Source organism: Streptomyces sp. NPDC025806 (assembly GCF_055558275.1).
On sequence record NZ_JBVHMU010000007.1, the window covers coordinates 209,743 to 227,842 of the forward strand.

The following is an 18,100-nucleotide window of genomic DNA, read 5'->3' on the forward strand; positions in this document are numbered from 1 at the left end:
GTTGCAGAGACTATGCCTTCAAGTTTCTAAGTCAATACTTCGAGTGCTGTGAATTTCCCGGCACATCGAGCCGTGTTGAGTTCAAAACTTGAAGGCAAGGTGAACGCGCAGTTGCCGCCCTTCAGGGCCTGGACTCACCGGAGGCGCTGGCTGATCACCTTCGAGACGCCGTCGCCCTGCATGGAGACGCCGTACAACGCGTCGGCCACCTCCATCGTGCGCTTCTGGTGCGTGATGACGATCAGCTGCGAGGCCTCCTGCAGCTCCTGCATGATGCGGATCAGCCGCTGCAGGTTGGTGTCGTCGAGGGCCGCCTCGACCTCGTCCATCACGTAGAAGGGGCTGGGCCGCGCCTTGAAGATGGAGACGAGCAGCGCCACGGCGGTCAGCGAGCGCTCGCCGCCCGACAGCAGGCTCAGCCGCTTGACCTTCTTGCCCGGCGGGCGGGCCTCGACATCGACGCCCGTGGTGAGCATGTTGTCGGGATCGGTCAGGATCAGCCGCCCGTCACCCCCCGGGAACAGTCGGCTGAAGACGCCCTCGAACTCGCGCGCCGTGTCCCGGTACGCCTCGGTGAAGACCTGCTCGACGCGCTCGTCGACCTCCTTCACCACCTGAAGCAGGTCGGCGCGCGTCTTCTTCAGGTCCTCCAGCTGCTCACTGAGGAACTTGTGCCGCTCCTCCAGTGCGGCGAACTCCTCCAGGGCCAACGGATTCACCTTGCCGAGCTGCTGGTAGGCGCGCTCGGCGGCCTTGAGCCGCTTCTCCTGCTCCGAACGGACGAACGGCCGCGGCTGGTTGCGCGGGTGCTCCGGGTCTTCGGGCCCCGCGGCGGAGCCGCTGATGTCCGCAGCCTCGCCCTCGGCCGGCAGCGAGGGCGGCACGGGCTGGTCCGGGCCGTAGTCCGCGACGAGCCCGGCCGGTTCGACACCGAGCTCCTCCAGCGCCTTGGTCTCCAGCTGCTCGATCCGCAGCCGCTTCTCCGCGCCGAGCACCTCGCCGCGGTGCACCGAGTCCGTCAGCTTGTCCAGCTCCGCCTTGAGGTCGCGGCCCCGGGACCGCTCGGCGACGAGGTCCTGCTCCCGGCCGGCCTTGGCCCGCTCCGCGAGCACCCGCTCCTCGTCGGCCCGTGCGATGGACACCTCGACGTGCGCCAGGAGCTGGCGGGCACCGGACGCGACGGCCGACGCGACGGCGGCCTCGTGCCGGAGCCGGGCGCGCTGCCGCTCCGCACGCGCGCGTGCCTCGCGCTCGGCGCGGGCCGCCCGGTCGAGCGAGTCGGCCCGCCCCGCGAGCCCCTTCACCCGCTCCTCGTGGGTACGGGTCTGGAGCCGGGCCTCCATCTCGGTCTGGCGCGCGTTGGCCCCGTCGGCGGAGAGCCGGTCGCGCACGGAGGTGTCCGGCTCCTCGTCGGCGGGCTGCTCCTCGGCGACGGCGAGCCGCTCGGCGAGCTCCTCCGCGTCCAGGACGGCCTGGTCGAGCGCGTCCTGCGCCTTGGCTGCCGCCGCCGCGCTGCGCTCGGCCTCCCCCGCGGCGCCGCGGGCCTGCCCGGCGAGCCGGCCGAGCTGCTGGGCCCGCCCGGAGCGTTCCCGCTCCACGGCGCGCTGCCGCTGTCCCAGCTCCTCGACGAGCGCGGCACACTCCGTACGGCGCTGGGTCGCGACCCCCTGGGCGGCCGCGAGCTCCTCGCACTGGGCGGAGAGGCGCTCCAGTTCCGCGGCGGCCTCGTCGACCGACGCCTGTACTTCCAGAAGACTGGGCGCGCCGGCGGACCCGCCCTGCGCGAAATGCGCCCCGAGCAGATCGCCCTCGGCGGTCACGGCGGTCAGCGCGGGCCGCGCGTAGACGAGATCCTCGGCGTCCTCCAGGGTGCCGACGACCACGATGCCGCGCAGCAGATGCCGTACGGCGGGCATCAACTCGGCGGGGCCGCGCACCAGTTCGGCCGCGTACGTCGTGCCGTCGGGCGCCGGGGCGGCGGGCTCCGGGGCGGCGGGCTCCGGGCCCGCTTCGGAGGCGAGCAGCAGGGCCGCCCGTCCCGCGTCCTGCTTGCGCAGCAGCCGCATGGCCTCGGCGGCGGCGGCTGGGGTGGCGACGGCGATCGCGTCGGCGGCGGCGCCGAACGCGGCGGCGATCGCGACCTCGTGGCCGGGTGTCACGGTGAGCAGTTCCGCGGCGGGCCCGAGCAGTCCGGTGAGCCGGTCGCGGGCGCCGAGCAGCGCGCCGGTGCCGTCCTTGCGGCGCAGTCCGAGCGCGAGCGCCTCGTGGCGGGCGGCGGTGGCGGCGCGGGCGCGCTCGGCGGCGGTGAGGGCCTCACGCGCGGCTGCGAGCGCGGCCTCGGCCTCGGCGAGCGCGGCGCGGGCGGCCTCGTGCCGCTCGGTGAGCTCCGCGTCCCCGGCGTCGAGCCCGTCGACCTCGGCCTTGAGCTCCTCGTACTCCTCCTGCGCGGTGACCGCCCGCTGCTCGGCCTCGTCGCGGGCGGAGGCGAGCCGGTCGATCTCGGCCCGCGCGGAGGCGGCCCGGCCGCGGGCGGCGTCCACCTGGCCCTGGAGCCGGGCGAGTCCTTCGCGGCGATCGGCGAGGGCGCGGGCGGCGTCCTTGAGGCGGCGCTCCTCGACGGCCAGCTCGCGCTCCAGCTCGGCGCGGTGGGCGATCGTCTCGTCGAGCGCGGTCTGCGCGGCTTCGAGGGCGGCCTCCAGTTCGGCCTCCTGCTCGCGCACGCGCGCGGCCTCGCGTTCGAGGTCCTCGGGGTCGCGGCCTCGCCGCTCCTCGGCCGGGGCGGAGGTCGCGCTCTTCACGCGCGCGTCGGCGAGGGAGACGGTGCCGCGCACCCGCTCGGCCAGCTGCGACAGTTCGTACCAGCTCTGCTGGGCGCGCTGGAGGCGGGGCGTCAGCTGCCGCACCTCGTCCTCCAGATGCCCCTCGCGCTGGAGGGCCTTCTTCAGTTCCTCCTCGGCCGTGTCCTTGCGCCGCTTCAGCTCGGCCTCGTCGGCGATCTCGGCGCTGAGCGCCTTTCGCATCCGTACGAGGTCGTCGGCGAGCAGGCGCAGGCGGGCGTCGCGCAGGTCGGCCTGGATCACGGCGGCGCGGCGGGCGACGGCGGCCTGCCGGCCCAGCGGCTTGAGCTGGCGGCGCAGTTCGTCGGTGAGGTCCTGCACGCGCGCGAGGTTGGCCTGCATCGCGTCCAGCTTCCGCAGCGCCTTCTCCTTGCGCTTGCGGTGCTTGAGGACTCCGGCCGCCTCCTCGATGAAGGCGCGGCGGCCCATGGGGTCGGCGTGCAGGACGGAGTCGAGCTGGCCCTGGCCGACGATGACGTGCATCTCGCGGCCGATGCCGGAGTCGGAGAGCAGGTCCTGGATGTCGAGGAGCCGGCAGGTGTCCCCGTTGATCTGGTACTCGCTGCCGCCGTTGCGGAACATGATCCGCGTGATGGTGACCTCGGCGTACTCGATGGGGAGCGCCCCGTCGGAGTTGTCGATGGTCAGGGACACCTCGGCGCGGCCCAGCGGGGGGCGGCCGGTGGTGCCGGCGAAGATGACGTCCTCCATCTTGCCGCCGCGCAGGGACTTGGCGCCCTGCTCGCCCATGACCCAGCTCAGGGCGTCCACGACATTGGACTTGCCCGAGCCGTTGGGTCCCACGACGCAGGTGATGCCCGGCTCGAACCGCAGAGTGGTGGCCGAGGCGAACGATTTGAACCCGCGCAGGGTCAAAGCCTTGAGGTGCACGCCGTCGGACTCTACCGGGCGCCCCTGTCTCACTCCATGAACCCACGGTTTCACCAGGGAGGGCTCAGGGCACACCAGAGCTTAAGAACGTCTCGCGGGAGGGGACGGGGGAAGAAAGAAGGGACGCCGGGGCGCCCCTTGGGTATCTCTGGTACCTAACTCTGGTGCGTATCTGTCAGCGGCTGATACGAGCAGCCCGACCACGTACGGCGTGGAACATGTGGTCAGGTGAGCGCAGGCTCCGCCTGGGGTACGTCGATGCCCTCGATGAGAGAGTCGTGAGAAGCGGTGGCAGCCGCGAGCGCGTCGTTCTCGGCCTGGATCCGGACAAGCTCGGATTCCAGGTCCTGTACACGCTGCTGAAGCCGTCGCATCTCGGCGAGGAGTCGCGGGTCGCTGCCGCCGACGTAACCGAGAAGCGCCTTTGCCATGATGGATGGTCCTCCACACTGAGTGACCGACCGAATCGGTGTGGGTCGTGAGGGAATCGCACCCGCGGTGCTTGGCACTTCTTGTCGTGCTGCCGTTCTCACATGCCAAACAGCTAAGGTGCGCGGGGCTTCCAGAGTCTCACCAAAAAGTTTGACGGTCAACACGATCACACCCCGTATTCGCGGGCATCCCGGGGGCTTCGCGCCGGAGAACGTGCGGCGCGGCCTGACCTTCGGGACCCTCGGGGCGTGGAGATCATCCGTACTCCCGGAGCCTGCCACGAGTCCCTCTTCTTGGCAACCACCAGGGCTTTTCACTCGGAGCCACGACCCGGGGAGTGAGCACGACGGGTGCGCGGGGCACCGCTCGCGGTGACCGTCAGCGGATCGCGAACCCTTCGTACCCCCCGCGCGGCGTGTCCCAGATCTCAGTCACTCCCTCGACACGGCCGGGAGTGTCGCCGTCGTGGAGCCAGTCGAGGAGCTGCTGACAGGCCGCGCGCGGCCCCTCGGCGACCACCTGGACGCGTCCGTCGTCCAAATTGAGAGCAAAACCACTCAGACCGCCGATCTCCAGGGCGCGCGCCCTGGTGAACCAGCGAAAACCCACACGTTGGACGCGTCCTCGCACCCACGCGGTGAGTCGTACGTGTTCGTTCATGGCTGCACGCTAACCGGCCAAATGCACTCGGAGCACCTCACCCCCTGGTGTTCTGGGGTACCGTCGCGGACCGATGAGGCTCACTCGTACGGGTGAGGCTCATGGACCACCGCGAGGACGAGGAAGGCCAGCACATGGGACGCCACCGACGCTCCGCCGCCGGACGCGCCGCCACGGGCCGCGCCGCGGAGACCACGCCCGGCACGTACGGCACCGACCACCCGGGCTCTCCCGGTGGCGTGCACGGCGCCGAGGGTTCCCCCGCGCACCCTCTCTACGCTCCGTTCGACGACCCCGAGGCCTTCGACGGCGAGGCTCCGGCCGCGGCCGAGGGTCCGCGCGTGCACCATCGCCGCAGGCGTGCCGTCCCGGTCCGGGCCGGACTCCTCGGTGTCTCCGTCGCCGTCGCCCTGGGCGCGGTCGCGGTGACCTCGGGTCTGATACCGGGTACCGACAGCCTCCGGCTCGGCGGCGACCACGGCGGCAACAAGGTGCGGGCCGCCGGGTCCTCCCCCAGCGTGGAGGCGCAGGGTGGCACGGACGGCGCGCTCGTGGAGCGCTCGCCCTCGTCCGCGAGCCGTGACACCGAGCGCGCGACCCCGTCGAAGGCGGCACCTTCTTCGTCCGCGCCGTCCTCCTCCGCGCCCTCCAAGAGCGCGTCGCCGACGCCGTCCCACACTCCGTCGAAGACGGCGGAGCCGTCACGGACGCCGTCCGCCGCCCCGTCGACGAAGAGCGCGAGCCCCTCGACGCCCGCCCCCGAGCGCAGGACCGCGGCGCCCGCCGTCCCGGCTCCCGCGAAGACCGCCGTGCCCTCGGCCGCGGCGCAGGTCGTGACGCTCGTCAACCAGGAGCGCGCCAAGGTCGGTTGCTCCCCCGTCACGTCGGACAGCGGCCTCGCCGCGCTGGCCTCGGGCTTCAGTGCCGACATGGCCGCGCGGGACTTCTTCGACCACACGGACCCGGACGGCGCGACGCCGTGGGACCGCGCCAAGGAGGCCGGCATCACCGGTCTCGGCGGCGAGAACATCGCCCGCGGCCAGGCCAACGCGCAGTCCGTCATGGACGCGTGGATGAACAGCGCCGGCCACAAGGCGAACATTCTGAACTGCGACTTCAAGACCATCGGCGTCGGCGTGCACTTCGGCGCGGGCGGCCCGTGGTGGACGCAGGACTTCGGTTACTGATCGCTGGTCCAGCGAGCCCTACGCGGTGGCCCGCGGCGGTCGCTGACAGCGCGGGCAGAAGTAGCTGGACCGGTTCATCCAGGGGCGGCGCCGCATCGGGGTGCCGCACCGCCGGCACGGCAGCCCCTCGCGTCCGTACGCGTCCAGAGACCGGTCGAAGTAGCCCGACTCCCCGTTGACGTTCACGTAGAGCGCGTCGAAACTCGTGCCGCCGACCGCGAGCGCGGCGTTCATCACGTCCCGTACGTGGCCGAGGAGTTCGGCGGTGCGCGGGCGGGTGAGCGTGGCGGTCGGGCGCTCGTAGTGCAGCTTCGCGCGCCAGAGCGCCTCGTCGGCGTAGATGTTGCCGACGCCGCTGATCAGCGACTGGTCGAGCAGGGCGCGCTTGAGCGTGGTGCGCTTGGCGCGCAGCGCGGTGTGGAAGGCGGCGTCGTCGAACAGCGGGTCGAGCGGGTCGCGGGCGATGTGCGCGATGACGTCGGGCAGTCCGTCAGGGGTGTTCTCGTGCAACGAGAGGCCGCCGAAGGTGCGTTGGTCGACGAAGCGCAGCTCCGTGCCGAGGTCGTCGGCGAACCTGATCCGCACCCGCAGGTGCTTCTCGTCCGGGGCGTCGTGCGGCTGCACCAGGAGCTGGCCGCTCATCCCGAGGTGGGCGAGGACCGAGGTGTGGGTGGGGTCCAGGGGGAGCCAGAGGTACTTGCCCCGGCGCATCGGTTCACCGATCCGCTGCCCCTTGAGCCGGTGGGCGAAGTCCTCGCCGCCCGCGACATGGCGGCGAACCGCGCGCGGATGCAGCACCTCGGCGTCCTCGACGGTGCGCTGGGCCACCCAGCGGGCCAGGCCGCGCCGTACGACCTCCACTTCGGGCAGCTCGGGCACGGGATTCCTCCGGAGGGGTCACGATCCAAGGCAAAGGCGCCTGCCCCACCGGCGAGAAACCGGCAGGACAGGCGCAAGGAAGCGGCGGACTAGGCGCCGGCGGCGGTCTCCGCCTCGGCGGCCTTGGCCCGCTCGTCCGCAGCCGCGCGAATGGCGCGCCACGCGGACTCGGCAGCCTGCTGCTCCGCTTCCTTCTTGCTGCGGCCGGTGCCGGTGCCGTACGAGACGCCTCCGACGCGGGCGGCAGCAGTGAAGGTCTTCTCGTGGTCCGGGCCGGTCTCGGAGACCAGGTACTCGGGGACACCGAGCCCTTCGGTCGCCGTGAGTTCCTGGAGACTGGTCTTCCAGTCCAGGCCGGCACCCAGATTCGAGGACTTCTCGATCAACGGGTCGAACAGTCGGTGAACGAGCTCACCGGCCGCGTCCAGACCCTGGTCCAGATAGACGGCGCCGATCACCGCTTCAAGGGTGTCGGCGAGGATGGACGCCTTGTCCCGGCCGCCCGTGCCCTCTTCGCCCCGGCCGAGCCGGATGAAGGAACCCAGGTCGAGCCCGCGGCTGACCTCCGCAAGCGCACGCGAATTGACCACCGCGGCCCGCAGCTTGGCCAGTTGGCCTTCAGGCAGGTCGGGGTGGGTGCGGTAGAGGGTGTCCGTGACCACGAGACCGAGCACGGAGTCCCCGAGGAACTCCAGACGCTCGTTCGTGGGCAGGCCACCGTTCTCGTACGCGTACGAGCGATGTGTCAGCGCACGCACCAGAAGGGCGGACTCGAGCTTGTACCCGAGCCGCCCTTCCAGAAGCGTGTGGGACGAGGCTGTGGTGTCCACCTTTTTCTTGGCGTCATCCGCCTTCTTGGGGCTCGACACTGTGCCTCTCACCAGCCGCTCAGACCTCGAGGACCTGGCGCTTGTTGTAGGTACCGCAAGCGGGGCACGCGATGTGCTGCAGCTTGGGCTCCTGGCAACGCTCACACGAAACCAGGGTGGGGACCGCAGCCTTCCACTGCGACCGGCGGTGGCGCGTGTTGCTGCGCGACATCTTCCGCTTCGGAACAGCCACGGCTACTTCTCCTGCTTCTCGTCGACGCCCGCTTCCGCTTCGGCGCCGCTCATCTCGTCCTTCTCGCCGTCCTGGATGGTGCCAGCGAGTCCCTGCAGTGCCGCCCAACGGATGTCGACGGCGTCGTGGTGGTGGTCCGGGTCGTCCGCGAGACGCACTCCGCATTCGGAGCACAGACCCTCACAGTCTTCCTGGCACACCGGCTGCATCGGCAGTGCGAGCACCACCGCATCACGCAGCACAGGCTCGAGGTCGAACAGACCGTCCTCGAGATAGAGCCTGTCCTCGTCGTCCTCGGCGTCGTCGCCGGCGTCGTCCTTGGGACGGCCCCGGTCGTCGGCGTCAGGGTACGAGAACATCTCCTGGAAGTCCGCGTCGACCTCTTGGTCGAGCGGCTCCAGACACCTTACGCACTCCCCCTTGGCCGATGCACGGGCGGTGCCTGTGACAAGCACCCCTTCCATGACCGACTCGAGGCGGAGATCGAGCTCCACCGGGGCGCCTTCCGGCACCTCGATGACTCCCTGGATACCGAGGTCCTTGGGAGCGCCGATCGTGCGGGACAGCCGCTGCATGGCACCAGGACGCCGACCCAGCTCGTGTGTGTCGAACACGAGAGGATTGCGGTGGTCGAGGCGGGTGTTCAGGGCTGGTCCTGCTTTCGTTCTTCGAAGCTCGTGAAGGCCGCCGCGATCTTTCCGGGCAGCTCAGGACGCACGTGTACGCGCGACCGAACGCCCAGGATACTGGACCATTCGCTCTCGGCCCAATCCGGCCCCGGTCCCCCGGTCGGAACCGGTCAGCGGCCCTGCTCGTACTGCCGCTCGTACTCCCGCACCTGATCCATGTTGATCATGCTGGTGTCGAAGAGGCTGGTCTCGTCGAGCACCCCGCCCTGGTCCTGCTGCCCGGCGGCCTGCGGCTGCTCGGGCTGCTGCGCGTACCCGTACTGCTGGTACTGCTCCTGCTGCGCCGCGTACGGATCCTGCTGCTGGTACCCGTACGGGTCCGGCTGCTGCTGCGGCTGCTGCGGGTACCCGGCGTAGGCGTCCTGCTGCCCGTAACCCTGCTGCTGGTAGGCGTACGGGTCCGGCTGCTGGGCGTACGCGGCGACGGGCTGCTGGGCCGGGATCTGCGGGGTCTCGGGCTGCCGTGTCTCCTGGGCGCCGATCTCGGCGAGGCCGGCCAGGTAGTCGGCGTCGCTGGTGTGCGCCTGGGCGCCGCCCTCGCCGTCGAGCGTCAGCGCGCCCAGGTCGTCGCTGGCGATCCGGCCGTGCAGCTTCTGGCGGCCCTTGCCGACGGCCTCCAGGGTCTTGGCGAGCACCGCCTCGAAGGCGCCGAGCTTGGCGTCCACGTAGGAGTCGGCGTCCCGGCGCAGGGTCTCGGGGTCCTGGCTGCGCTCGGGGGCGTCCTCGTCCTCGTAGCCGTGCTCGTCCGTGCCGGGGCCGGTGCCGAGCAGCTTCTCGCGGCCTCGGCCGACCGAGCCGAGCGTCTTGTTGAGGACGACCTCGAAGTTGGCGAGCTTCGAGTCGACGTAGTCGTCGGCCTCGGCGCGGACCTCCTCCGCCTCCTGGCGGGCCTCGGCCAGGATGCGGTCGGCCTCGTCCTGCGAGCGGCGGGCGATCTCCGTGTCGGCGATCAGGGTGCCGCGCTCGGCGTGCGCGGTGTCGATGATCCGCTCGGCCTCGGCGCGGGCCTGCTCGACCATCTGCTCGCGCCCGCCGATCAGCTCCTGGGCCTGGGCGAGGGAGCCGGGCAGCGCCTGGCGCACCTCGTCGAGCATCGCGAGCAGGTCGGCGCGGTTGACCACGCACGAGGCCGACATGGGCATGGACCGGGCGCTGCCGACCGCGGCGACGATCTCGTCGAGCTTCTTCTGGACGTCCACCGTGTGCTCGCCACTCTCTCGTCTGCTCACAGGGGTGTGAGGGGTGTTGGAGACGGACGGGACGACTGTATGCCCAACTGGTGCGTGCGTGTCACTTCTTGGGGAGGCGCTCGGTCAACGCCGCGTGCACGACCGGCGGGACCAGGTGCGACACGTCTCCGCCCCAGGCCGCGACCTCCTTGACCAGCGAGGAGGACAGGAAGCTGTAGGTGGGGTTGGTGGGGACGAAGAGGGTCTCGACGCCCGAGAGGCCGTTGTTCATCTGGGCCATCTGCAACTCGTAGTCGAAGTCGCTGACGGCGCGCAGGCCCTTCACGATGGCGGGGATGTCGCGCTGCTTGCAGAAGTCGACGAGCAGGCCGTGGAAGGCCTCCACCTCGACGTTGCCGAACTCGGCGGTGACCTCGCGGATCAGCTCGATCCGCTCCTCGACCTCGAAGAGGCCCTTCTTCGACTGGTTGATCATCACCGCGACGTGCACGACGTCGTAGAGCTTGGAGGCTCGGGCGATGATGTCGAGGTGGCCGTTGGTGATGGGGTCGAACGACCCGGGACAGACTGCGCGGCGCACGGGAAGTCCCTCGCTCTCCGGTCCGGTCATCGTGCGTCGTCGCACGTGAGGCTGGCGGTCAAGGCGGCGCGACCGTACCAAAACGTTCCCTCGCCGTAGCGCCGGGACCTCAGTGCCTCGAAGCCGTCCGGCCAGCGGAAGTCGCCGCCTCTCGTACTGCGTTCAACGGTGACGAGCGCATCGTCCGTGAGCCAGCCCTGAGTGCGGAGTGTGAGCAGAATCTCGCGAAGATCGTCGTCCGAGACCGCGTACGGAGGGTCGAGAAAGACCAGGTCGTAGGGGGTGGCCGGAGCGGGGCCCGCGACGATCTGCTCCGCCTTGCCGGTACGCGCCTCCGCGCCGGGCAGGCCGAGCGCCTTGATGTTCTCCCGGATCGTGCGGGCCGCGCGGGCGTCGGCCTCGACGAGCAGGGCGTGGGCCGACCCCCGGGAGAGCGCCTCCAGGCCGACCGCTCCCGAGCCCGCGTACAGGTCGGCGACGCGGGTGCCGTCGAGCGTGCCGAGCAGGGCCTGCCAGGTGGAGAAGAGGCCCTCGCGCGCGCGGTCGGAGGTGGGGCGGGTGCCGTTGCCCGGCGGCACGGCCAGGCGGCGTCCGCCGGCGCGTCCGGCGATCACGCGGGTCATCTTCTTCCTCGGCCCTTCGGGATCGGGGTGGTGTCACCCAGCGGTGTCACTCAGTGGTGTCACCCAGTGTCTCAGCCCTTGTCGAGGTACTGCTCCCGCTCCTCGTCCAGGAGGGCGTCCAGGGCGGTGCGCAGTCCGGGCAGGTGGTCGAGGTCCGGGTCGGCGGTGACCACCTTGGTCGCCTCCTCGCGGGCCTCGGCGATGATCTCCTCGTCCTCGATGACGGCGAGCATCCGCAGGGACGAGCGGACGCCGGACTGGGCCTGGCCGAGGACGTCGCCCTCGCGGCGCTGCTCCAGGTCGATCCGGGAGAGCTCGAAGCCGTCGAGGGTGGCGGCGACGGCGCCGAGGCGGGCGCGCGCGGGGCTGGCCTCGGGCATCTCGCTGACCAGGAGGCACAGGCCCGGCGCCGAGCCCCGGCCGACGCGGCCGCGCAGCTGGTGGAGCTGGGAGACGCCGAAGCGGTCGGCGTCCATGATCACCATGGCGGTCGCGTTCGGCACGTTCACCCCGACCTCGATGACGGTGGTCGCCACGAGGACGTCGGTCTCGCCCGCGGCGAAGCGGCGCATCACCGCGTCCTTGTCGTCGGGCTGCATCCGGCCGTGCAGGACCTCGACCGTGAGCCCCTGGAGCGGCCCGCGCGCGAGCTGCTCGGCCACCTCCAGGACGGCGAGCGGCGGCCGCTTCTCGGCCTCGTCCTCGGGGGACTTCTTGGCCGCCTTGCCCTTCTTGGGCTTCTCGTCCTCGTCGTCGCCGATGCGAGGGCAGACGACGTAGGCCTGATGCCCCTTGCCCACCTCCTCGCGTACGCGCTCCCACGCGCGCGTGAGGAAGTGGGGTTTGTCGGCGGCGGGGACGACGTGGCTGGCGATCGGTGAGCGTCCGGCCGGCAGCTGGTCGAGGACGGAGGTCTCCAGGTCGCCGAAGACGGTCATGGCGACCGTGCGCGGGATCGGCGTGGCCGTCATGACGAGGAGGTGCGGGGGCTGCTTGCCCTTGGAGCGCAGGGCGTCGCGCTGCTCCACGCCGAAGCGGTGCTGCTCGTCGACGACGACGAGGCCGAGGTCGTGGAACTGGACCTTGTCCTCGATCAGGGCGTGCGTGCCGATGACGATGCCTGCCTCGCCGGTGGTCAGGTCGAGCAGCGCCTTGCGGCGGGCGGCGGCGCCCATGGAGCCGGTGAGGAGGACGACCTTGGTGGAGTGCTCGACCCCGCCGAGCATGCCGCCCTCGGCGAGCTCGCCCATCATCTCGGTGATGGACCGGTGGTGCTGCTGGGCGAGGACCTCGGTGGGAGCGAGCATGGCCGCCTGCCCGCCCGCGTCGACGACGGCGAGCATGGCGCGCAGGGCGACCATCGTCTTGCCGGAGCCCACTTCGCCCTGGAGGAGGCGGTGCATCGGGTGCTCGGTGGCCAGGTCGTCGAAGATCTCGCGGGAGACCTTCTGCTGGCCTTCGGTGAGGGTGAACGGGAGCTTCGCGTCGAACGCGGTGAGCAGTCCGTCGGGTTTCGGTACGCGCGCGACGGCGCTGAGCTGGGTGTCGGCGAACCGGCGCCGGGCGAGGGCGACTTGGAGGACGAACGCCTCGTCCCACTTGAGGCGGGCGCGGGCGTCTGCGATGTCGGCCTTGGTGTGCGGCCGGTGGATCTTGAGCAGCGCCTCGGTGAGCGGGACCAGGCCGCGGCCCTCGCGCAGGGACTCCGGGAGCGGGTCGAGGGCCTCCTGGGCGCTGGGCAGGACGAGGTCGACGGCCTTGGCGATCTTCCAGGACTCCAGCTTGGCGGTGGCCGGGTAGATCGGGAGGAGGGCGCCGGCCCAGGAGCCGACGGCCTCGGCCGCCTCCTGCGAGGAGTCGGCCTGCAACAGCTGGTAGGCGGGGTGGGCCAGCTGCATCTTGCGGTTGAAGACGCCGACCTTGCCGGCGAACATCGCGCGCGTGCCCGGCAGCAGGTCCTTGTGCGGCTTGTGGATGCCGCGGCCGAAGAAGACGAGCTGGAGCTGGCCGCTGCCGTCGGTGATGGTGACTTCGAGGCGCTGTCCGCTGCCGCCGTTGAACCTCAGGACGCGGGCGGTCGCGACCTGGGCGACGACGGTGACGTGCTCGTCGAGCGGCAGGTCGGCGAGGCGGGTGAGCTCGCCGCGCTCGGCGTATCTGCGCGGGTAGTGGTGCAGCAGGTCACCGACGGTGTGCAGGCCTAGGTGCTCGGCCATCACCTTCGCGGTGGCGGGACCGAGCGCTTTCTTGAGCGGTTCTTCGAGCGCGGGCACGAGATCCATTGCACACCACGCCACTGACAATCACCGACCACCGCCGGTATCCACAGGGAATCCGCTGGTCACGAGCGGCTCGCCGGACCTAGGATGACCGGCTCCGGCCCTTGATCGCGGTCACCTCTCGTGGTGCCGCCCGACCCGCGCCGTCGCCCGTCCCCCCACCGGCGCAGCGACGATGGATTCCCAGACTTCACAGAGTTCACAGACGTCCCCGGGCGCGCAGGCGCCGCACACCTTCCAGGTCGACCTGCGTGGTCTCGTCGACCTCCTCTCCCGTCACCTGTACTCCAGCCCCAAGGTCTACCTGCGCGAACTGCTCCAGAACGCGGTGGACGCGATCACCGCCCGCCGCGCCGAGCAGCCCGGCTCCCCCGCCACCGTGCGGCTGTCCGCCGGGGCCGGGTCGCTGCGGGTGGAGGACTCGGGCATCGGTCTGTCCGAGGCGGACGTGCACAGTCTGCTGGCCACGATCGGCCGCAGTTCCAAGCGCGACGACGGTCTGGAGTCGGCCCGCGCGGAGTTCCTCGGGCAGTTCGGCATCGGGCTGCTCGCGTGCTTCGTGGTCGCCGAGCGCATCCGCGTGGTGAGCCGCAGCGCGCGGACTCCCGACGCCCCTCCGGTCGAGTGGACGGCGCGGGACGACGGCTCGTACACGGTGCGCACGCTGCCGGACGCGGCGCGTCCCGAGCCCGGTACGACGGTGCACCTGGAGGCACGCGCGGGTGCGGCGGAGTGGCTGGAGGAGGAGCGGGTGCTGTCCCTGGCCCGGGACTTCGGCTCGCTGCTGCCGTACGACGTGCGGGTGGGCGAGGCGGCCGTGACGGACCGGCCGGCCGTGTGGGACCGCGCGCACGCGAGTCCGGCCGCCCGCCGGGTGGCCCTGGCGGGGCACTGCCGCGAGGTGTTCGGCTTCACGCCGCTGGATTCGATCGACCTGGACGTGCCGCTCGCCGGTGTCCGGGGCGTCGCCCACGTGCTGCCGCAGGCGGTCAGTCCCGCGCAGCGCGCGAGCCACCGGGTGCACCTGAAGGGCATGCTCCTGACCGAGCGCGCCGATCAGCTGCTGCCCGACTGGGCGTTCTTCGTGCGCTGTGTCATCGACACGGACAGTCTGCGCCCGACGGCGTCGCGCGAGTCGCTGTACGACGACGAGACGCTGGCCGCCGTGCGGGAGGCCCTGGGCGAGCGCATCCGGGAGTGGCTGACCTCGCTCGCGGCGGGTTCTCCGGAGCGGCTCTCGGCCTTCCTCTCCGTGCATCACCTGGGGGTCAAGTCCCTGGCGCGGCACGACAAGGAGATGCTGCGGACGATGCTTCCGTGGCTGCCGTTCGAGACGACGGACGGGCATCTCTCCCTGGAGGAGTTCGCGCAGCGCCACCCGGTCGTGCACTTCACGCGCACCGTGGAGGAGTACCGGCAGGTCGCTCCGATCGCGTCGGCGCAGGGCATCGGGGTGGTCAACGGCGGTTACACGTATGACGCCGATCTGGTCGAGGCGCTGCCGTCCGTGCGTCCCGGTACGGCGGTCGCCGAGCTGGACGCGGAGACGGTCACCGCGCATCTCGACGCCGTGGACCCGGCCGAGGAGCTGGCCCTGGCGGGCTTCCTCGCAGCCGCGCGGGCCAAGCTCGACCCGCTGGGCTGCGACGTGGCCCTGCGGGCCTTCCATCCGCTCACGGTGCCGGCGCTGCACCTGGACGACCGTGCGGCCCGGCACGAGCAGGCCCGCGCGGAGGCGGAGGCCCAGGCCGACGACCTGTGGGCGGGCATCCTCGGCTCGCTGCGCGGCAGCGCGCCCCGCGCGCGTCTGGTGCTCAACCACCTCAACCCGCTGATCCGCAGGGTGAGTTCCCTCGACGACCCGGAGCTGATCGGCACGGCGGCGGAGGCCCTGTACGGGCAGGCGCTGCTGATGGCGCAGCGCCCGCTGCGCCCCGCCGACTCCGCGCTCCTCAACCGTTCGTTCATCGGCCTCCTGGAGTGGGCCACGCACCCCGGCACCGGAAAGGACTCTCGATGAGCGAGACCATGGATCTGGACGCCCTGCGGCGCGCGATGGCGGAGAACGCGGCGCAGCCCGAGGGGCCCGCGCGGGGCGCCCGCGCGGAGGTGCTGCTCGCCGAGGCGGAGCGGCTCGGTGTCCCGCTCGGGGTGATCGAGGCGCTCAGCCACCAGCTGCAGATGTACAACTACAGCTCCGAGAAGGACAAGATGTTCGTCCCCTTCGCGCGCCTGCTGCGCATGTGGGACGAGCACCCCGAGGACTTCGACGCCTACGAGACGCACTCGCTGCACTGGGTCTTCAAGTGGATGACGAACGGGATGCTGAACCAGCCGCACGTCCCGCTCGCCTCCATAGAGAAGTGGCTCGGCGAGATGGAGCACCGCTACAAGGTGGCGGGCCACTCCGAACGGGCCGTCCGGATGAGCGAGTTCTACGTGGCCGACCACTTGGGCGACGAGGAGCGCGCCACGCGCGCGTACGACGCGTGGCTGGCGGCGGACCGTGACGACAAGGCCGACTGCCACGCCTGTGAGCTCAACGGCCAGGGGGCGCGTCAGGCGGACCTGCGCCACGACGAGCGCGCCCTCGAACTGTGGGGTCCCGTCCTGGCGGGCGAGCTGACGTGCGCCCATGAGCCGCACGCCGCACTGGCCTCGTCGCTGCTGCCGCTGCTGCGTCTGGGGCGCCCCGAGGAGGCGCGGGCCAACCATCTGCGGGGGCTGCGCCTGGTGCGGCAGATGGAGTCGATGCGGGGCGCTTTCGCGTCGCACGTCGAGTTCTGCGCCCTGACGGGCAACGAGGCTCGGGCCCTGGAGCTGCTCGCGGAGCGACCCGCGTACTTCACGGACAGCGGCGACCCGCAGGGCCTGAAGAACTTCCTCGCGGTGACGGCGCTGGTCATGGACCGGCTGGTCGTGCTGGGTCTGGGCGAGCAGCGGGTGCCGGGTCCGGCCGGGCGCGACTGGACCGCTGCCGAACTCGCCGTGCACGCGCGCGGGGAGGCGCTCGCGGTCGCCGCCCGCTTCGACGCGCGCAACGGCACGGGCGTGGTGAGCCGGCGGGTGCGGGAGCGCATGGACCAGCGCCCGCTCGTGGAGCGGCTCCCGCTGGGCGTGCGCGTCGCCCGGCCGTCGGTCGCCGTGCCGGTGGCGCCGGCCGCTCCGGCGGACTCGGGGCCGCGGGACGCCGCATCCCTGGTCGCGGAGGCCCGGCGGCTCTCGGCGGCCACGGGTGGTCCCCCGGCGGCCCGCGCCTGGGCCGCCGCATCGCGCGCGGCGCAGGACGAGGGCCTGGAGCTCACCGTCCGCGACCGCGCGGAGATCGCCGACTACGCGGCGATCCACTCCGACGACACCGCCGGCGGCTTCGACCGCGCGGCCACGCTGTTCGAGGAGGCGGGCGACCCGGCGGAGGCCCGCGCCGCACGCGCGCGTGGGGCGTTCGCGCTGGCCCGCGCGGGACGCCTGGACGAGGCGCGTGCGGCGATCCTGGAGCCGTACGAGCAGGTGGTGCTCGACGGGTTCGCGGAGCTGGACGCGGAGTCGGCCAGGCCGGTGACGGCCGTGCTGACGAGCCGGGCGCGCATCCTGCTGATGGGGCACGCCGGGGACGAGGACATCACGGCCGCCGAGGCGTGCGTCCAGGATCTGCTGGGCCTCGCCGAGCGGTTCCCGGACGCGCCGCGCCTCGCCTCCCAGGCGGCGTCCGCGCGGGCGATGCTCGGTGACATCGCGGTGCACCGTGGTGACGACGAGGCGGCGCGCGCCCTGTACGAGGGCGCGGTGGAGGCGCATCTGGCGGCGGAGCAGCCGTGGGCGGCCGTGGACTGCGACATGCGGCTCGTCGGTCTCGCCCGGGAGCGGGGCGACCTCGACGAGGGCGAGCGCCGGCTGCGGGCGGCCCTGGAGCACGGCGCGGGCGTCCTGGAGCCGCACGACGTCGCGCAGCTGCAGCTCCAGCTGGCGGAGATCCTCGCGGCGGGCGGTGACGCGCGGGCCGCGTCGGACCATGCCCTCGAGGCGGCGCACTGGGCCGACGAGGCGGGTGACGGCGCCGGGCTCGGCGCCTGGGCCCGCTTCCAGCTGGGCGGCCATCTTCTGGGCCAGGACCGGCACGCGGAGGCGGCCGAGATCCTGGAGTCGGCCCTGCTCGACCTGACGTCGGACGATCACGGCGACGGGGCGATCGTGCAGGCCCGCTGGTGGCTGGGCGACTGCGCCCGCGCCCTGGGCGAGCACCTGCAGTCGGCCGAGGCCTGGCTGAAGGCGGCCGAGCTCGCCCAGCACTGGCCCGAGCAGCGCGACCACGCGATGCTCGCGAACCTCGCCGCCGACGCACTGGACCGGGCCGGCCGCCCTGAGGACGCCGACCGCGCGTACGTGCGCGCGGGCGAGCTCTGGGCTTCGCTGGGGCAGACGGGCGCGGTGGTGCGCTGCCTCCGCGCGCGTGCCTGGCTGGACTGCGCGGACGCCGACGACGAGCGCGCCTGTATGGAGGCCGCGATCGCCGCCTGTGAGGCAGCCCTGCCCGACGCCGGTGACGGCCGTGAGGCTCTCCTGTCCGAACTGGGCCACACGCGCCGCCAGTTCGCCCAGCTCCTGAGCCGCAGGGACGCCCCGGACACGGAGGAGCAGTTGGAGCGGGCTGCGGCGGCGTTCGAGGCTTCCGGGGAGGAGGAGGCCCGGGACGAGGCACGGGCGGCCCTGGAGGCGCGCCGGGGTTAGGCCCCGGCCTTCCGGAGCCCACTGGCGGGCGGCGGCGTCTCCAGAGCGATGCGTGACGCGGCT

Annotated in this window: 14 protein-coding genes; 3 read left to right on the plus strand and 11 right to left on the minus strand. The window is 72.1% G+C overall.

Annotated features, from left to right (window positions below; translation table 11 throughout):
- Window positions 1-134: 134 nt before the first annotated feature.
- The 3 genes from smc to ACZ4E1_RS18590 form a co-directional block, all read right to left on the minus strand.
- A complete protein-coding gene (gene smc, locus ACZ4E1_RS18580) occupies window positions 135-3,728 on the minus strand; it encodes a chromosome segregation protein SMC (RefSeq protein WP_467540391.1) in 3,594 nt (1,197 codons plus the stop codon).
- Between the two features lie 224 nt (window positions 3,729-3,952).
- Window positions 3,953-4,159: a hypothetical protein gene (locus ACZ4E1_RS18585; protein ID WP_188336629.1), complete on the minus strand. Its 207-nt coding sequence runs from the start codon at window positions 4,157-4,159 to the stop codon at window positions 3,953-3,955.
- A gap of 379 nt (window positions 4,160-4,538) precedes the next feature.
- Entirely contained in the window at window positions 4,539-4,820 is a 282-nt protein-coding gene (locus tag ACZ4E1_RS18590) for an acylphosphatase (protein ID WP_188336630.1), read from the minus strand.
- Window positions 4,821-4,921: 101 nt separating this feature from the next.
- Here ACZ4E1_RS18590 and ACZ4E1_RS18595 point away from each other — a divergent pair, with 101 nt between their 5' ends.
- On the plus strand, window positions 4,922-6,007 hold the full coding sequence (locus ACZ4E1_RS18595) for a CAP domain-containing protein (RefSeq protein WP_467540394.1): 1,086 nt from the start codon (window positions 4,922-4,924) through the stop codon (window positions 6,005-6,007).
- A gap of 18 nt (window positions 6,008-6,025) precedes the next feature.
- On the opposite strand, the gene mutM is transcribed toward ACZ4E1_RS18595, so the two are convergent.
- The 8 genes from mutM to recG all read right to left on the minus strand — a co-directional run bounded on the left by mutM (window position 6,026) and on the right by recG (window position 13,312).
- Window positions 6,026-6,886: a bifunctional DNA-formamidopyrimidine glycosylase/DNA-(apurinic or apyrimidinic site) lyase gene (mutM, locus tag ACZ4E1_RS18600; protein ID WP_467540396.1), complete on the minus strand. Its 861-nt coding sequence runs from the start codon at window positions 6,884-6,886 to the stop codon at window positions 6,026-6,028.
- An 89-nt stretch (window positions 6,887-6,975) separates the two neighbouring features.
- The gene (rnc, locus tag ACZ4E1_RS18605; RefSeq protein WP_188336632.1) at window positions 6,976-7,767 is read right to left on the minus strand and encodes a ribonuclease III; all 792 of its coding nucleotides are present in this window, start codon (window positions 7,765-7,767) and stop codon (window positions 6,976-6,978) included.
- 7 nt (window positions 7,768-7,774) lie between these two features.
- Window positions 7,775-7,948 (minus strand): 50S ribosomal protein L32, encoded by a 174-nt coding sequence (gene rpmF, locus ACZ4E1_RS18610; RefSeq protein ID WP_030361955.1) that lies wholly within the window; start codon window positions 7,946-7,948, stop codon window positions 7,775-7,777.
- Between the two features lie 2 nt (window positions 7,949-7,950).
- On the minus strand, window positions 7,951-8,595 hold the full coding sequence (locus ACZ4E1_RS18615; RefSeq protein WP_467540700.1) for a YceD family protein: 645 nt from the start codon (window positions 8,593-8,595) through the stop codon (window positions 7,951-7,953).
- A gap of 152 nt (window positions 8,596-8,747) precedes the next feature.
- Window positions 8,748-9,836, minus strand: coding sequence for an ATP synthase F0 subunit B (locus ACZ4E1_RS18620; RefSeq protein WP_467540702.1), 1,089 nt, complete (start codon window positions 9,834-9,836; stop codon window positions 8,748-8,750).
- A gap of 91 nt (window positions 9,837-9,927) precedes the next feature.
- Window positions 9,928-10,407, minus strand: a complete 480-nt coding sequence (gene coaD, locus ACZ4E1_RS18625) for a pantetheine-phosphate adenylyltransferase (RefSeq protein ID WP_467540398.1) — start codon at window positions 10,405-10,407, stop codon at window positions 9,928-9,930.
- Window positions 10,408-10,433: 26 nt separating this feature from the next.
- Window positions 10,434-11,030 (minus strand): 16S rRNA (guanine(966)-N(2))-methyltransferase RsmD, encoded by a 597-nt coding sequence (rsmD, locus tag ACZ4E1_RS18630; protein ID WP_467540400.1) that lies wholly within the window; start codon window positions 11,028-11,030, stop codon window positions 10,434-10,436.
- A gap of 71 nt (window positions 11,031-11,101) precedes the next feature.
- A complete protein-coding gene (gene recG, locus ACZ4E1_RS18635; protein WP_467540402.1) occupies window positions 11,102-13,312 on the minus strand; it encodes an ATP-dependent DNA helicase RecG in 2,211 nt (736 codons plus the stop codon).
- A gap of 172 nt (window positions 13,313-13,484) precedes the next feature.
- Here recG and ACZ4E1_RS18640 point away from each other — a divergent pair, with 172 nt between their 5' ends.
- Together ACZ4E1_RS18640 and ACZ4E1_RS18645 are read left to right on the plus strand one after the other, a co-directional pair.
- A complete protein-coding gene (locus ACZ4E1_RS18640) occupies window positions 13,485-15,329 on the plus strand; it encodes an HSP90 family protein (RefSeq protein ID WP_467540404.1) in 1,845 nt (614 codons plus the stop codon).
- Window positions 15,326-18,037 carry an ATP-binding protein gene (locus ACZ4E1_RS18645; RefSeq protein WP_467540406.1) on the plus strand — a complete coding sequence of 904 codons (2,712 nt, stop codon included), beginning with the start codon at window positions 15,326-15,328 and terminating at the stop codon, window positions 18,035-18,037. Before ACZ4E1_RS18640 ends, ACZ4E1_RS18645 begins: the two co-directional genes overlap by 4 nt.
- The last annotated feature ends 63 nt before the right edge of the window (window positions 18,038-18,100 follow it).

Coding starts and splice junctions, on each gene's coding strand:
- ACZ4E1_RS18585 (WP_188336629.1), bottom strand. CDS start 4,159: ATGGCAAAGGCGCTTCTCGGTTACGTCGGCGGCAGCGACCCGCGACTC.
- ACZ4E1_RS18590 (WP_188336630.1), bottom strand. CDS start 4,820: ATGAACGAACACGTACGACTCACCGCGTGGGTGCGAGGACGCGTCCAA.
- ACZ4E1_RS18595 (WP_467540394.1), top strand. CDS start 4,922: ATGGACCACCGCGAGGACGAGGAAGGCCAGCACATGGGACGCCACCGA.
- rsmD (WP_467540400.1), bottom strand. CDS start 11,030: ATGACCCGCGTGATCGCCGGACGCGCCGGCGGACGCCGCCTGGCCGTG.
- recG (WP_467540402.1), bottom strand. CDS start 13,312: ATGGATCTCGTGCCCGCGCTCGAAGAACCGCTCAAGAAAGCGCTCGGT.
- ACZ4E1_RS18640 (WP_467540404.1), top strand. CDS start 13,485: ATGGATTCCCAGACTTCACAGAGTTCACAGACGTCCCCGGGCGCGCAG.
- ACZ4E1_RS18645 (WP_467540406.1), top strand. CDS start 15,326: ATGAGCGAGACCATGGATCTGGACGCCCTGCGGCGCGCGATGGCGGAG.